At 72.7% G+C, this 13,031-nt stretch carries 12 protein-coding genes; 7 read left to right on the top strand and 5 right to left on the bottom strand.

From position 1 onward, the window contains the following. Positions 1 to 9: 9 nt before the first annotated feature. Positions 10 to 1,263, bottom strand: a complete 1,254-nt coding sequence (locus ACZ7LU_RS21065) for a Tm-1-like ATP-binding domain-containing protein (protein WP_398306533.1) — start codon at positions 1,261 to 1,263, stop codon at positions 10 to 12. A gap of 110 nt (positions 1,264 to 1,373) precedes the next feature. Between ACZ7LU_RS21065 and ACZ7LU_RS21060 the strand changes: the two genes are divergently transcribed. From ACZ7LU_RS21060 to ACZ7LU_RS21050, 3 genes are read left to right on the top strand one after another with little or no spacing between them, the layout of a single operon-like run. Beyond that, on the top strand, positions 1,374 to 2,828 hold the full coding sequence (locus tag ACZ7LU_RS21060) for an aminotransferase-like domain-containing protein (protein ID WP_468308286.1): 1,455 nt from the start codon (positions 1,374 to 1,376) through the stop codon (positions 2,826 to 2,828). A gap of 12 nt (positions 2,829 to 2,840) precedes the next feature. Further along, positions 2,841 to 4,583, top strand: coding sequence for an ankyrin repeat domain-containing protein (locus ACZ7LU_RS21055; RefSeq protein WP_471917574.1), 1,743 nt, complete (start codon positions 2,841 to 2,843; stop codon positions 4,581 to 4,583). Positions 4,584 to 4,632: 49 nt separating this feature from the next. Beyond that, positions 4,633 to 5,526 carry an AraC family transcriptional regulator gene (locus ACZ7LU_RS21050; RefSeq protein ID WP_471917573.1) on the top strand — a complete coding sequence of 298 codons (894 nt, stop codon included), beginning with the start codon at positions 4,633 to 4,635 and terminating at the stop codon, positions 5,524 to 5,526. Here ACZ7LU_RS21050 and ACZ7LU_RS21045 read toward each other — a convergent pair. After that, positions 5,511 to 5,846, bottom strand: coding sequence for a cupin domain-containing protein (locus ACZ7LU_RS21045; protein WP_471917572.1), 336 nt, complete (start codon positions 5,844 to 5,846; stop codon positions 5,511 to 5,513). The two genes, ACZ7LU_RS21050 and ACZ7LU_RS21045, sit on opposite strands and share 16 nt — an antisense overlap. A 70-nt stretch (positions 5,847 to 5,916) precedes the next feature. Here ACZ7LU_RS21045 and ACZ7LU_RS21040 point away from each other — a divergent pair, with 70 nt between their 5' ends. The 4 genes from ACZ7LU_RS21040 to ACZ7LU_RS21025 all read left to right on the top strand — a co-directional run bounded on the left by ACZ7LU_RS21040 (position 5,917) and on the right by ACZ7LU_RS21025 (position 9,155). Continuing rightward, the gene (locus tag ACZ7LU_RS21040; RefSeq protein WP_471917571.1) at positions 5,917 to 6,864 is read left to right on the top strand and encodes a helix-turn-helix domain-containing protein; all 948 of its coding nucleotides are present in this window, start codon (positions 5,917 to 5,919) and stop codon (positions 6,862 to 6,864) included. Between the two features lie 122 nt (positions 6,865 to 6,986). Further along, positions 6,987 to 7,475: an STAS domain-containing protein gene (locus ACZ7LU_RS21035; RefSeq protein ID WP_468088705.1), complete on the top strand. Its 489-nt coding sequence runs from the start codon at positions 6,987 to 6,989 to the stop codon at positions 7,473 to 7,475. A gap of 75 nt (positions 7,476 to 7,550) precedes the next feature. Then, positions 7,551 to 8,396 carry a DUF1206 domain-containing protein gene (locus ACZ7LU_RS21030; protein WP_468088707.1) on the top strand — a complete coding sequence of 282 codons (846 nt, stop codon included), beginning with the start codon at positions 7,551 to 7,553 and terminating at the stop codon, positions 8,394 to 8,396. A 129-nt stretch (positions 8,397 to 8,525) separates the two neighbouring features. Further along, positions 8,526 to 9,155, top strand: a complete 630-nt coding sequence (locus tag ACZ7LU_RS21025) for an acyl-CoA-like ligand-binding transcription factor (RefSeq protein WP_468716418.1) — start codon at positions 8,526 to 8,528, stop codon at positions 9,153 to 9,155. Between the two features lie 65 nt (positions 9,156 to 9,220). On the opposite strand, the gene ACZ7LU_RS21020 is transcribed toward ACZ7LU_RS21025, so the two are convergent. From ACZ7LU_RS21020 to secD, 3 genes are all read right to left on the bottom strand, one after another. Further along, entirely contained in the window at positions 9,221 to 9,769 is a 549-nt protein-coding gene (locus ACZ7LU_RS21020; RefSeq protein WP_365357587.1) for a tellurite resistance TerB family protein, read from the bottom strand. A 125-nt stretch (positions 9,770 to 9,894) separates the two neighbouring features. Next, positions 9,895 to 10,515, bottom strand: coding sequence for a PepSY domain-containing protein (locus ACZ7LU_RS21015; protein WP_471917570.1), 621 nt, complete (start codon positions 10,513 to 10,515; stop codon positions 9,895 to 9,897). A gap of 117 nt (positions 10,516 to 10,632) precedes the next feature. Continuing rightward, positions 10,633 to 12,990 (bottom strand): protein translocase subunit SecD, encoded by a 2,358-nt coding sequence (gene secD / locus ACZ7LU_RS21010; RefSeq protein ID WP_471917569.1) that lies wholly within the window; start codon positions 12,988 to 12,990, stop codon positions 10,633 to 10,635. Positions 12,991 to 13,031: the final 41 nt, after the last annotated feature.

Genomic DNA, 13,031 nt, shown 5'->3' with positions numbered 1-13,031 from the left:
AGGGTGAGGTCAGCGGCCGGCCGGTACGGCGGCGCGTGCGCCGATCAGCTGGTGCAGGCGGTCGGCCATCGCGACCGCGAAGGACGCGTCGTTGATGTGGGCGTCGACCTCGTGCAGGCGTACACCGCTGCCGCACACGGTGGCGCGCAGGGCGTCGAGGCCCGTCATGTCGGCCACCGGGTCGGCGAAGGGGGCGTCCGTCATGTCCACGGCCGAGAGTCCGCGCAGGGGCCAGAAGACTTCGGCGGGCCCGCGGGCCGCGGCGAGCTTGTGGCCGAGCATGGCACCCAGGGCGGCCATCTCCCGGGCGGTCGTCCGCATCAGCGTGACCGTCGGGTTGTGGACAAGGAACCGCCGTCCGGCGAAGCGTTCCGGGATGCTCGCCTCGGGGCCGAAGTTGACCATGTCGAGGGCGCCGGGCGCGACGACCTGGGGGATGGCCGCGGCGCCCGCCGCGGTGAGCCGGTCGGGGCCCGCGCTGAGCACTCCCCCGACGAGTTCGTCGGCGAGTTCGGTGGTGGTCAGGTCGAGCACGCCGTCCAGCAGGCCGTCGGCCGCGAGCTTCTCCACCGCGCGGCCGCCCGCGCCCGTGGCGTGGAACACCAGGACCTCGTAGCCGAGTTCGGCGAGCCGGGCGCGGGCCGCGTCGACGGCGGGTGTCGTCACGCCGAACATGGTGGCGGCGACGACCTTGCGCCGGGGGCCCGCCAGCTCCTCCAGGTTGCGCTCCTGCCGGCGCGCCATGCCGGCCGCGGCGGCCGCCGCGTTGCCGAGGACGTGGCGCGAGACGGAGTTGATGCCGGAGACGTCGACGACGCTGTACATCATCGTGAGGTCGCTGCTGTCGACGTACGGTGCCACGTCACCGCCCGCCATGGTGCTGACCAGTACCTTCGGCACGCCGATGGGCAGGGCCCGCATGGCCTGCGCGGCGATGGCCGAGCCGCCGCTGCCACCCGCCGCGAGCACCGCGTGGAGCCTGCCCTGCCGGTACAGGTCCAGGACGACCCGGGTCAGTCCTTCGGCCATGGCGGCGACCGCCGCACCGCGGTCGCCCGCGCTCCGCAGCCCGGCGAGTTCGTGCCCGGCGGCGCGCGCCACCGTCTCGGCCGCTATGTCGGGCGTGGGTGTCTGGGCGGGCGGCGGGAGTACGCCGACGTCGACCAGCAGGACGTCGCTGCCGTACTCGCGGAGCCGTTCGCGCATCCACGCGTACTCCTCGCCCTTGGTGTCCAGCGTGCCGACGAGGACCACGGTCGCCATGTCCTTCACTCTCCTTCATGTGCCCAGTGGTGCTGATCCTGTGGCCGGTCCTGGTCGGTGACAACGGCCAGTGGGGCCGGATTGGCCTGCGGGTAGGCGAAGATGAGGACATGGCGAAGATCCCGACGGCCCGATTGTCACGGCTGCTCACCGGTTGGTCGTCCGAGGGGGCGGGGCCGCTGCCGCGGCGACTCGCGGACGCCCTGCGGGAGTTGGCCGAACGGGCGGACGTGGCGCCCGGCACGACTCTGCCGTCCCAGCGTGAACTGGCCGGTGTTCTGGGGGTGAGCCGCTCCACGGTGACCGCCGCGTACAGCCTCCTGGAGGACGCCGGCTGGCTGGAGAGCCGGCGCGGCAGCGGTTCGCGGCTGCGCGGCTCGGGTTCGCTGGCGCGGCACGCGGGTGAAGGACGGCTCGCGAGCTTCGACGCGCGGACGAGCGGGGCCGATCTCTCCAGCGGCGCGCTGGACGGGCTCGGCGCGGTGGGCGACGCGGTCGGTGCGCTGTCGGCCGCGGACCTCGCCCCGATGCTGCAGGGCGACGGCTATCTGCCGCACGGTCTGCCGGAGCTGCGCGAGGGCATCGCGGCGTACTACCGCGAAGCGGGAGTGCCCACGGAACCGGAGCAGATCCTCGTCACCTCGGGTTCGCAGCAGGCCGTGTGGCTGGTCGCGCAGGCCCTCGTCGACCCGGGCGACACCGTCGTGGTGGAGAACCCCACCTACCGCGGGGCTCTGGAGGCACTGCGGTCGCGCGGCGCGCGGCTCGTCCCGGTCGGCGGCGACCGTCCCGGGGCGGGCGGTGACGGCTCCGACGCCGCGGCGCTGCGGCGGCTTGGTGCGACGGTGCGGCCGCGGCTCGTCTATCTCCAGCCGGCCGTGCACAATCCGACGGGCCGCAGCCTGGACGACGCGGCGCTGCGGGAGTGGGCGTCGGCGCTCGGCGCGCGTGACCTGTTCACGGTCGAGGACACCGCGTGCGCGGAACTCGGCCTGGCGGGCGACGGGGCTCCCGTGCCGCTTGCGGCCCGGCTCCCGATGGCGTCCACGATCACGGTGGGGACGCTGTCGAAGCTGTTCTGGGGCGGGGTGCGGGTGGGCTGGGTGCGGTCGTCGCCGCACATCGTGGCGCGGCTCGCGAAGATCAAGACATCGGTGGACCTGTCGTGTTCGGTGGTGGACCAGCTGGTGGCGGTGCGGCTGCTGGCGGGGCTGCCGCTGGCGCGGGCGACGCGTCGCGCGGTGCTGCGCGACCGGCTCGCGGGTGCGGAGAAGCTGTTGCGCGCCCGTGCCCCGCACTGGGAGTGGGACCGGCCGGCCGGCGGCCCCGCCCTGTGGGTGCGGGTGCCTGGTGTCGACACGGAGGCGCTCGCGCAGCTGGCGCGGCGCCGGGGCGTGGCCGTCGTGCCGGGTTCGGCGTTTTCCGCCGTGGACGGTTTCCGGGACCGGCTGCGGCTGCCGTACGCGCACGGTGTCGACCTGCTGGAGCGGGCGCTTCCGACGCTGCTCGACTGCGCGGAGCGCAGTCGCGACAAGAGCGCGACGTCTGTTGTCAGACCCTCCTGACAGCATGAAGGCATGGGATTCTTCGACGACTTGGTGCTGCCCGCCGAACCGGCCGAGCCGAAGGGCGAGGTGGTCAGGCTGGGCCCTCCGGGGGAGGACGCGGCCCGGGACCGCCCGCCGCTCGACTGGTTCGAGCCGGCGTCGGTGCCGCAGCTCGCGGTGGCCGGTGAGGGGCCGGAGGCCAAGGTGATGGTGACCGGCTGGTCCGTGTGGCCGGATTCGGTCACCTTGCACCTCGCCGTGCACCGGCCGGTCCACCGGTCCGGCGGCGGGGGCCACCGGCAGTCCGGGCTGCGGGTGGGGCTGCTGCTGGCCGACGGCAGGCGGGTGACCTCGCTCGACGCGACGACCCAGCAGACCGTGCCTGTGGTCGGCCCGTCGGAGCTGCGGGCGTACGCGTCGCGGAGCGTGCCGACCGGGCTGATCCCGCTGGACCCCGGTGGCCTGGGCGACTCCTTGTTCAGGACCTGCGTCGACCTGTATCTGCCGGAGCTGCCCCCGCCCGGCGAGACTCGGCTGGTGGTGGAGTGGCCGGACGAGCACATTCCGGAGACGGGCACGCCGGTCGACGCCGCCGCCCTGCGCGCCGCGGCCGCGCACGCCGTCGAGGTGTGGCCCGGCCTGCCGACGCCGTCGGCCAAGGGTCCCGAGTCCTTCATGGTCGTCCGGATGGGCGGGCCGCCCGACTTCCTCGCCAGGCCGATGTCCGCGCACGAGCGCCGAGAGCTGCGCGAGCGGGAGGAGGCGGAGCAGCGGTATGTGCCGCGCGGCGACTGGGACCGCATGGGCTACGAGGACTGGGACGACGCCGCGCTGATCCGGGCCCGCCTTGAGGGCGGCGCGTCGGCCGACGCGGTCGTCTGGTCGGGTGCCACTCCCCTGCACCTGGCGGCGGAGCGGGGCGGCGCGGAGTCCGTGGCCGCGCTGCTGCCGCACGTCGAGCGGATCGACGCACCCGACGACGAGGGGCACACCGCGCTGTGGCACGCCGCCTGCACCGGCGACGAGGACAGTGTCCGGGCGCTGATCCGGGCCGGCGCGGATGTCTGGACCCCGCAGACCGGCCCCTGGTCGCCGGGCCGGCTGCTGTTGACGACGCCGCTCGCCCCGCTCGTCGCCGCCCTGCCGGGTGCGGTGGCCCTGCCGCCCGACGAGCTGGCCGCCTTCCGCGCCGCGGACGCGCTCATCGAGGCCTTCGACGATCCGCAGCTGTATACGGAAGGGCTCGGTATCGCCTTCGTCCGCGATCTGGACGCCGCGGAGGTCGTCCGACGGCTGGGCGCCGACCCGGCGCGCTGCCCGGAAGTCCCCCTGGAGCACGCCCCGTTCGACGAGGACGACTACGACACCTCCCTCCGCTTCGTCGGAGTGACCGATCTGCCCGGCAACCCCGGCGGCTGTGTCCTCACGCAGGAGGGGTACATGCCGAGCGACGACGGCGTGCTGCGCGCGATATCGGCGGGGACGACCGCCTATGGTCTGTACTTCAACCCCAAGGGCGGCACCTACGGCACGCTGGCCAGGGACGGCCGTCTCGTGGAGCACGAGGAGATCGGTCTGCCCCCGGACGAGACGGAGCCGGCCGCGCACTGGCACTTCCGGTTCTGGCGGTCGGGCCGCGGTGTCCCGTACGCCGCGCACGATCTCGCCTACGCCTGCGCGGCAGCCGGGCTCCGCGTCGCCGACGCCCGGCCCGCCGTGGACGACACCCTGCCCAGGCGCTGGGTGGAGCTGCCCCCGGATCTCGTGCGCTGACCGCGGGACTTCGCAGGCGATTCGCAGGCAGGAAGAAGGAGATCCGGGAGTGCTGGAGCGGCTCAACGAAGCCATGGAGTACGTCGAGCGCCACCTCGGCGAGACCGTCGACGTGGCGGAGGCGGCCCGTATCGCGGCCACTTCGGAGTACCACCTGCGCCGGATGTTCTCCGCGCTTGCGGGCATGCCGTTGGCGGAGTACATCCGGCGTCGGCGGCTCACCCTCGCGGGCGCCGAGGTGCTCGCGGGGCGGGACACGCTGCTGGAGATCGCGGTGCGGTACGGCTATGGCTCGGGCGAGGCGTTCGCCCGGGCGTTCCGCGCCATGCACGGCATCGGGCCCGGCGAGGCCCGGCGCACGGGAGCCACGCTCAGCTCCCAGTCCCGGATGACCTTCCGCCTCACCATCGAAGGAGGCGGCGACATCCGCTATCGCGTGGCGGACAAGCCGGCCTTCACCGTCGTCGGCCCGAAGACCCGCGTGCCGCTGGTGCACTCGGGTCCCAACCAGGCGATCATCGACTTCGTCCGCGGGATCGCGGCGGCGGACGTGGAGCGCCTGGAGAAGCTGTCGGACGGCGAGCCGCCGGGCGTCCTCGCCGTCTGCGACGACCTGGACCCGAGCCGCGCCGAGGGCACCGAACTCGACTACTACCACGGGGTGATCAGTTCCGCGGCCGCTCCCGAGGGCGCGTCCGTACTGCCTGTCCGGGCCGGGACGTGGGCGGTGTTCTCGGTGTCGGGTCCCGCCCCGGAGGCCATCCAGCACCTGTGGCGGGACGTGTTCATGGAGTGGTTTCCGTCGAACCCGTACCGCAGCCGCCCCGGCCCGGAGATCCTGCGCACCCGGCTGTCGCCCGACAAGTCCGTGGCGGACGCCGAGCTGTGGCTACCGGTGGAGCGGGACCGCGGCCTCGCCGACCCGGGCTACCCCTCCGGGTAGAAGACGAAGAGGGTGCAGCCGGTGGTCGTCTGCGGTATGTGCGAGGAGCCGGCGGGTGCGTGGATGAACGAGCCCGCCGGGTAGTCGCGTTCGCCGTCGTTGAAGACCCCGGAGACCACGAAGACCTCCTCGGGCCCCGGCTCGTGCACGTCGACGCCCTCCCAGCGGGAGTGCGGGTCCATCTCCAACACCTGGGCGCTCGCGCCGTTGTCGCCCTTCCACAGGGGGCGCAGACGGATGCCGGGGAAGAGTTCGCGGGTGGGGGCGTCGTGCACCGCCGACCAGACGTAGCCGGGCGCGGTGTGCTGTTCTGTCGTCATGGCCCCAGCCTTCCCGGCCGTCGCCGTCCCGCCGAGAGTCTGAAAAGTCATGGCGAGGTATTTTTCTGCCATGCATCATGTCGTCGCGCTCGTGCACGCTCCTCAGTCGACGTTCGAACTCGCCTGTGCGGCCGAGGTGTTCGGCATCGAGCGGCGCGGGATCGCGAAGCGGTACTCGTTCGGGGTGTGCGCCGAGCACCCCGGCCCGGTGGCCACGCGCGCCGGGTACGACATGCTCGTGACCGAAGGCCTGGACGCGCTCGAACGGGCCGACACCGTGGTCGTCCCCGGCTGGCAGCCCACCGCCGAGGCCCCCTCCCCCGCCGTGCTGCGCGCGCTGCGAGACGCGCACGACCGCGGGGCGCGGGTGGTCAGCATCTGCTCGGGCGCCTTCGCGCTGGCACACGCGGGGCTCCTCGACGGCCGGCGCGCGACCACACACTGGGCCCTCGCGGACGAACTGGCCGCGCGTTTCCCGGCCGTCCGGCTCAACCCCGACGTGCTCTACGTGGATCACGGGGACGTGGCCACCAGCGCGGGGGCCGGCGCGGGCATCGACCTGTGTCTGCACCTGGTCCGCACCGACCAGGGCGCCCGGTACGCCGCGCACGTCGCGCGGAACATGGTGATGCCGCCCCATCGCGAGGGCGGGCAGCTGCAGTACGCGGCGCCCCCGCACCCCGCGCAGTTCGACGGTTCGCTGGCGCCGCTCCTCGCGTGGGCCTCGGAGCGCCTGGCCGAGCCGGTCGGCGTCGAGGAGCTGGCCGCGCACGCGGGCGTCTCGGTGCGCACGCTGGCCCGCCGCTTCGCCGACCAGCTGGGCGTCAGCCCCGGTCAGTGGCTGCTCAGCCAGCGCGTCGGCGCCGCGCGGGAGTTGCTGGAGTCCACCGATCTCCCGCTCGACGCGGTGGCCCGGCGCGCCGGACTCTCCTCGGCGACCAATCTCCGCAGGCGTTTCCTGCGGGCCCTTGGGACGACACCGGGCGGCTACCGCCGGGCCTTCCGTGCGGCTCCTTAAGCGAGCCGACCATCACGACTACTCTGCGTAATCAACGAATTGACGCTCCATCAGTTTCCTCTGCCCGCTAATCCTATCGTCCTATGAGGGTAAGAACGGCTCTGAGCGGGAACGATTGACTCGTGACCTCGGTGCCGCCCAGGACTCGGTGGCGTCCGGCGCCGGTCATCGCACCCCACGCCATCGCCGGTACGACTACTCTCCGTGAAGGGAAAGAGACACTGCTGGACTGGGATACGGGCACCGCCGACTTCACCTTCGGCCTGCGTCACCGCGTGGTGAACGGCACTGATGTCCTTGCGTTTTGGGGCGAGCTGGACGCCTGGGCCGACCAGGAGCTCTCTCCCCGCGTCACGGCACTCCTCGACCGGGCCGGCCCGCGGGTCGTCGCGGACCTTCGGGGAGTGACGTTCATGGACGCCGGCGGCCTGCGGCTGCTGGTGCGCATCCGGAACCAAGTGATCCTCGACCGTGGCACCTTGTGGCTCGTGCCCGGCAGCCCGCGCAACCGGCGGCTGCTGCGCATCACCTCCCTCGACCGGGTCTTCACCATCCCGGCCGGGGCGCCGGTCCCCTGCACGCGGGCCGGCGCCCGCAGCGGGTTCCGCTGATGCGGTCCGAGGCATGAGGCGGGGCTCTGCGGGCATTCGGACGGCATGCATCTTCCCTCCATTCGCCTCCCTGACATGCGCCTCCCGTCGGCCGCGAGACGCGGCAAGAGCAAGGCACGGCGGGCGGCCAAGGGGCGCGGCGTAGCAGCGGTGGCACGTGCCGGGTTCATCGGGCGCGGCGTGCTGTACCTCCTCGTCGGTGCGCTGGCCCTGCGCATCGCCTTCTCCGACGGCGGCGGCGGCCGCCAGGCCGACCGCGGCGGCGCCCTGGCGGAGCTCGCGGAGAAGCCGTTCGGGAACGTACTCCTGTGGCTGCTCGGCATCGCCCTGGCGGGCATGGCTCTGTGGCGGCTCTCCGAGGTCTTCTTCGGCCAGGCGGGGCCGGACGGCGACACCGCGCGCAAGCGGGCGCTGGCCGGCGCGCGTTTCCTCTTCTACACCTTCGTCGCGTACTCCATCCTCGCCTACGCCGCGGGCGACAAGGGCAGCGGCAGCGGCTCCAGCGACCGGCAGACGCAAGACGCGACGGCGAAGGTGCTCGACTGGCCGGGCGGGAAGTGGATCGTCGCCGCCGCGGGCGCGGGCGTCATCGTGGCGGGGCTCTGGATCGCCGGACGGGCCCTGCTGCGGAAATTCCACGACAAGCTGCGCTTGGGCGAGATGTCCCCGCAGGTGCGGCGGGGCGTCGACCTCGTCGGCATCGCGGGCGGCACGACGCGAGGTGTGGTGTTCGCCGTCGCGGGCGGCTTCGCCATCGCGGCCGCGCTGCGCCACAAACCGGGCGAGGCCAAGGGCATCGACAACACCCTGCGCTCCTTCGCCGACACCGCCGCCGGACCCTGGCTGCTCGCGCTGATCGCCGTCGGCCTCGCCGCCTTCGGCCTCTTCTCGTGGGCGAACGCGCGCTGGCGCAAGCTCTGACGACACACGGCACACGGCACACGGCACACGGGCTCGCAGGACGGCGCCGCCATGCCGCATCCCCCACCGAAGTGGCATGGGATGCCATGGCGGCGCCTGAGCGCCATAGAGGGCATTCGGACGCCCGACATGTACGATGACGTGGTGACTTCCCACCCTCCCCTGAGCCTGGCCGAGCGCAAGCGTCGGCTCGTCTCGGACGAACTGACCGAGTCCGCGCTGCAGTTGCTGGCACGGAAGGGGTACGACGCGGTCACCATCGACGAGATCGTGACCACCGCGGGCGTGTCCCGGCGCACGTTCTTCCGGTACTTCGCGTCCAAGGAGGACGTGGTCGTCCAGTTCCTCGCCGACATGGGCGCCGGCATGCGCGTGGAGCTGGCGGAGCGCCCCGGCGGGGAGCGCCCCTCGGTGGCGTTGCTGCACGCCGTCAAGGTTCCTCTCGCCGCCTGCTCCGATCACTCCGAGCGCGCGCTGAGCGTGGTGCAGCTGATCCTGCGGACGCCCGCCCTGCTGGCCCGCTTCCTGGAGCGGCAGGCGCAGTGGCGCGACGATCTGACGGAGGAGATGGGGCGCCGCAGCGGGCGCGACCCCGAGACCGACCTGTATCCGCGGCTGGCCGCGGGGATGGCCCTGACGGCGTTCGACGCCGTGCTGCAGCGGTGGAGCGGCAGCGACGGCGCCGAGGACCCGGCCGAGCTGCTCGACCGGGCCTTCGAGGTGCTCGCCCCGGCGCTGGACGCGGCCGAGGCGGCGTAACCCCTTCGGCTCGGCGTCAAGCCCTTCGGCTCAGCGGGCCCCGGCCGCCGCCACCCACTGCTCGGTCAGAGGCCGAACTCCTGCGGAGACACGCCGAGCGCCGCGCACGCCTCCCGCAGGACCTGCTCCTCGGCCGGGGCGATGTACCCGTCGGCGCCGGCGACGACGAAGCCCGTCTGCACGACCGCCTTGGCCTCCATCGGCTTCTTGGCGGCCTTGGCGATCTCCTGCATGGCCTCGGTCTTGCCCTGCTGGAAATTGACCGACAGCTGGTCCACGTGCTTGTTGAACCGCTGGCGCAGCTGGTCCGGCGGGAAGTTCTGCAGAACGTCGTTCTGCACGATCAGTGACTCGACGTGCTGGCGCTCGGCCGGGTCGACCGACCCGTCAGCGGCCGCGACCAGGGCGCACATGGCCATGCTGGCGTCGCGATAGGCACCGCTCTTGAGCTCCGTCTTGAGCGAGGCGAGCTGGGTCTTGAGCACACCCACGAGCTGAGCCTTCGATCCCCCGCCGGATCCAGAACCCGGCCGTCCGTGGCCGCCGGAGCTCCGTGTCCCCTGCGACTGCTGCAGACCCTTGGCCTGGTCCTTGATCCGGTCCCACATCGCCATCCGTGCCACCTCGACTGCTGTTCGCTGGTCGGCGCGCGGCCGCGCGCCACTTTGCCAACGCCTTACCAGCCCACGAAGTTCCACACGTGGCACCCGTTCAGTTGTTCAGCCCCGTGTTCGGGCATTCAGTCCTTGTCGACGTGCTCCCGGAGGATCTTGCGGTCGGTCGCGTCGACGTCGAAGGTCGTCTTGTTCCAGTCGTCGGTGGTCACGACGTCGACGGACCACAGCACCGTGCGGCCCTTGTCGGAGTCGTCGAGCTCGACGGAGGTGACGGTGCCCTTCTTCTTGTTCGTGGCGGTCTCCACGGCCTGTTGCGGCGTCACGGTCGCCTTCTTCAGCCAGTCCGCCAGCTCGCGCTTGTCGTCGGCGTCCTGGTCCGTGTCGGCCTTGGGCTTGTCGGCCTTGCCGGTGACCGCGTCGACGCGTACGGAGTGCGGGGTGCCGTCCTCGGTCGCCACCTCGGCCTCCCAACGCGGGGCGTCGGGTGTGCCCTTGAGCTCGATGGAGACCGGCTTCGAGTTGTCCACCGTCGCCAGCGCGCTCTGCAGCGCGTCCTCGTAGCCGACCTTGGCCTTGGGGACCAGGGCCTTCCGCTCGGCCTGGTCGTCCGTGAGGGTGCCGCCGTCGGCCGACATGGTGGGCGACGCCGCCCGACCGGCCTCGGAAGCGTCGGTCTCCGCGGCGTCGCCGTCGTCGTTGCCGCAGCCGGTGAGCAGGGCTCCCGCCGCGACCGCGGCACACACGAGAGTCGCACCGCGCGAGGCCGACAGGCGGCTACGCCTTACAGATCCATTCCTTTTTGTGACCATATGGCCACATTAAGCCACTTCTCGTCACCTCACCCGGAGAGACACGATCGGCTACACGACCGCCCCCGTTCCGCGTTCCCTCCGCCGCCGCGCCTCCAACGGGCTGTACCCGTCCGGCACCTCTCCCGGGCCGCCGGGACCGCCCGGACCGCCCGGCCGGCGCGTTCGCACGGACGGCCGCGCCGGGTTGCGACGTTCGAGTGCGAGGGCGATCGGCACGGCCGTGAAGACGGTGGAGGCCATGCCGATCACGACCCCGGCGATCAGCGCCAGCGAGAAGTCCGCGAGCGAGTCGCCGCCGAGCACCGCGAGGGCGGTGAGGATGAACAGCGCGCCCATGCCGGTGTTGACGGTGCGCGGCAGCGTCTGCACGACGGCCCGGTTGGCGAGCACCGCCAGATCACCGCGCGGATCGCGGCGGCGCGCCTCGCGCACGCGGTCGAAGACGACCACCGTGTCGTTGACCGAGTAGCCGATGACGGTGAGCAGAGCGGCGAGGAAGACGCTGTCGACGGGCTTGCCGAGCCAGGCGAAGAGGCCCACCACCAACAGCACGTCGTGGACCATCGCCGACACGGCCGCCGCCGCGAGGGTCCAGCGGAAACGCACGCTCAGGTAGATCAGCTGGGCGGCCACGGCGATGCCCAGCGCGATCAGCGCCTTCTGGCGCAGCTCGCTGCCGAGGCTCGGGCCGATCATCTCGTCACGCTCGACGGTGACCGTGCCGCCCGGCCCTGCCAGGGCCTCCTTGACGCGCTGCTGTTCGGCGTCGGTCAGCTGCTCGGTCCGGACGGTGATGTCGCCCTCGCCGGACTCCTGCACCACCGCGCGCGGGAAGCCCGCGTCGGACACGGCGGCGCGGGCGGTGTCGGCGTCGACGGGCCTGCTGGTGCTGTACTCGACGAGACGGCCGCCGGTGAACTCGACGCCGAACTCCAGGCCGCGCAGCACGATCCCCGCGACGGCCACGACGACCAGCAGGGCGCTCACGCCGAGCCAGCGGCGCCGGTGGCGCACCAGGTTCGGGTTCCTGCGGGCGAGCCAGGTGCGGACGCGGCCCGTGGAGGCGATGCCCGTCAGGGCGGGCCGCTTGCGCACGAAGCCCCGGCCGACGGCGAAGTCGGCGAGGACCCGGGTGATGACGAGCGCGGTGACCATCGATGCGAGGACGCCGATGCACAGGGTGACCCCGAAGCCCTTGACCGGTCCGGTGGCGAAGAAGAACAGCAGCCCGGCGGCGAGCAGCGTCGTCACGTTCGAGTCGACGACCGCGCTCCACGCCTTCTGGAAGCCCGTGCGGACCGGTTTGCCCAGGTCGGTCGAGCGGACGGCGAGGTAGTCCTCCCTGGCGCGTTCGAAGACGAGCACGTTGGCGTCGACGGCCATGCCGATGGCGAGGACGAATCCGGCGAGCCCGGGCAGGGTGAGCGTCGCGCCGAGCGCCACCAGGGCGGCGTACGAGATGAGGCCGTACAGCGCGAGGGCGACGGCGGCGAGGGCGCCGAGGAGCCGGTAGACGACGGTGATGAACAGTGCCGTCAGGGCGATGCCGATGAGGGCGGCCCAGGTGCTGGCCTCGATGGCGTCGGCGCCGAGCGTCGGGCCGACCGTGCGCTGCTCGATGATGTCCACGGGCACGGGCAGGGCGCCGCCCTTGACGAGTGCGGCGAGGTCGCGGGCCTCGGACCGGTCGAAGCCGCCGGTGATCTGCGTGGTCCCGCCGGTGATGCCGGTCTTGCAGGCCACGCCCTCGTTGACGCCGGGCGCGGAGATGATCTTGCCGTCGAGGGTGATGGCGACGCGCCGCTCGGGGGCGCCCTGCGGCGCGCAGGCCGCCTCGCCGGTGATCCGCGCCCAGGTGTCGCCCGCTTCCTTGCGGAAGTCGAGTGTGACCAGCCACCCGGAGAGCGTCTGCTGGTCGAGGGTCGCCTCGGCGTCCTTGACGCCCTCGCCGGTCAGCGCGGTCGGGCCGAGCCGGAGGTGGTTGCCGGTCCGGTCGGGGTCGGGGAGGGTGCGCGAGCCGTCGGCGGCGGGCTTCGCCGTGCCCTTGTCTGCGGACTCCCCCGTGACCGGGTGGACCGTGAGCTGGGCGGTGCGGCCGATGACGTCGGCCGCCTTCCGCGGATCCTGTACGCCGGGCAGCTCGACGATGATGCGTTTCTCGCCGGAGCGTGCGATGCCGGGTTCGGAGACGCCGAGGGCGTCGACGCGCTGCCTGAGGACCTCCAGGGCGCGGTCGGTGGACGCGGCGTCCGCCTTGACGGTCGGTGAGTCCTTGGTCTCCAGGACGATCTGGGTGCCGCCCCGCAGATCGAGGCCGAGGCGAGCGGTTTGGGTGAGGGCGATGTACAGGGACAGGGCGACGACCGCGAGCGCGACGATCGCCCGCCACAAGGATGGGCGGGACATGGGTTCTCCACGATGAGGGCAGGACGGAAGGGCGCGTGACC

This window comes from Streptomyces sp. NPDC039462, assembly GCF_055639375.1.
The sequence above is the reverse complement of the archived record's forward strand: the minus strand, read 5'-3'. Positions and strand labels throughout refer to the sequence as shown.

Bases quoted from the DNA above. Each gene is read 5' to 3' on its own strand.
- ACZ7LU_RS21040 (WP_471917571.1), top strand. From the start codon at position 5,917: ATGCATCATGTCGTCGCGCTCGTGCACGCTCCTCAGTCGACGTTCGAA.
- ACZ7LU_RS21020 (WP_365357587.1), bottom strand. From the start codon at position 9,769: ATGGCGATGTGGGACCGGATCAAGGACCAGGCCAAGGGTCTGCAGCAG.
- ACZ7LU_RS21030 (WP_468088707.1), top strand. From the start codon at position 7,551: ATGCGCCTCCCGTCGGCCGCGAGACGCGGCAAGAGCAAGGCACGGCGG.
- ACZ7LU_RS21045 (WP_471917572.1), bottom strand. From the start codon at position 5,846: ATGACGACAGAACAGCACACCGCGCCCGGCTACGTCTGGTCGGCGGTG.
- ACZ7LU_RS21065 (WP_398306533.1), bottom strand. From the start codon at position 1,263: ATGGCGACCGTGGTCCTCGTCGGCACGCTGGACACCAAGGGCGAGGAG.
- ACZ7LU_RS21055 (WP_471917574.1), top strand. From the start codon at position 2,841: ATGGGATTCTTCGACGACTTGGTGCTGCCCGCCGAACCGGCCGAGCCG.
- ACZ7LU_RS21060 (WP_468308286.1), top strand. From the start codon at position 1,374: ATGGCGAAGATCCCGACGGCCCGATTGTCACGGCTGCTCACCGGTTGG.
- ACZ7LU_RS21025 (WP_468716418.1), top strand. From the start codon at position 8,526: ATGTACGATGACGTGGTGACTTCCCACCCTCCCCTGAGCCTGGCCGAG.
- secD (WP_471917569.1), bottom strand. From the start codon at position 12,990: ATGTCCCGCCCATCCTTGTGGCGGGCGATCGTCGCGCTCGCGGTCGTC.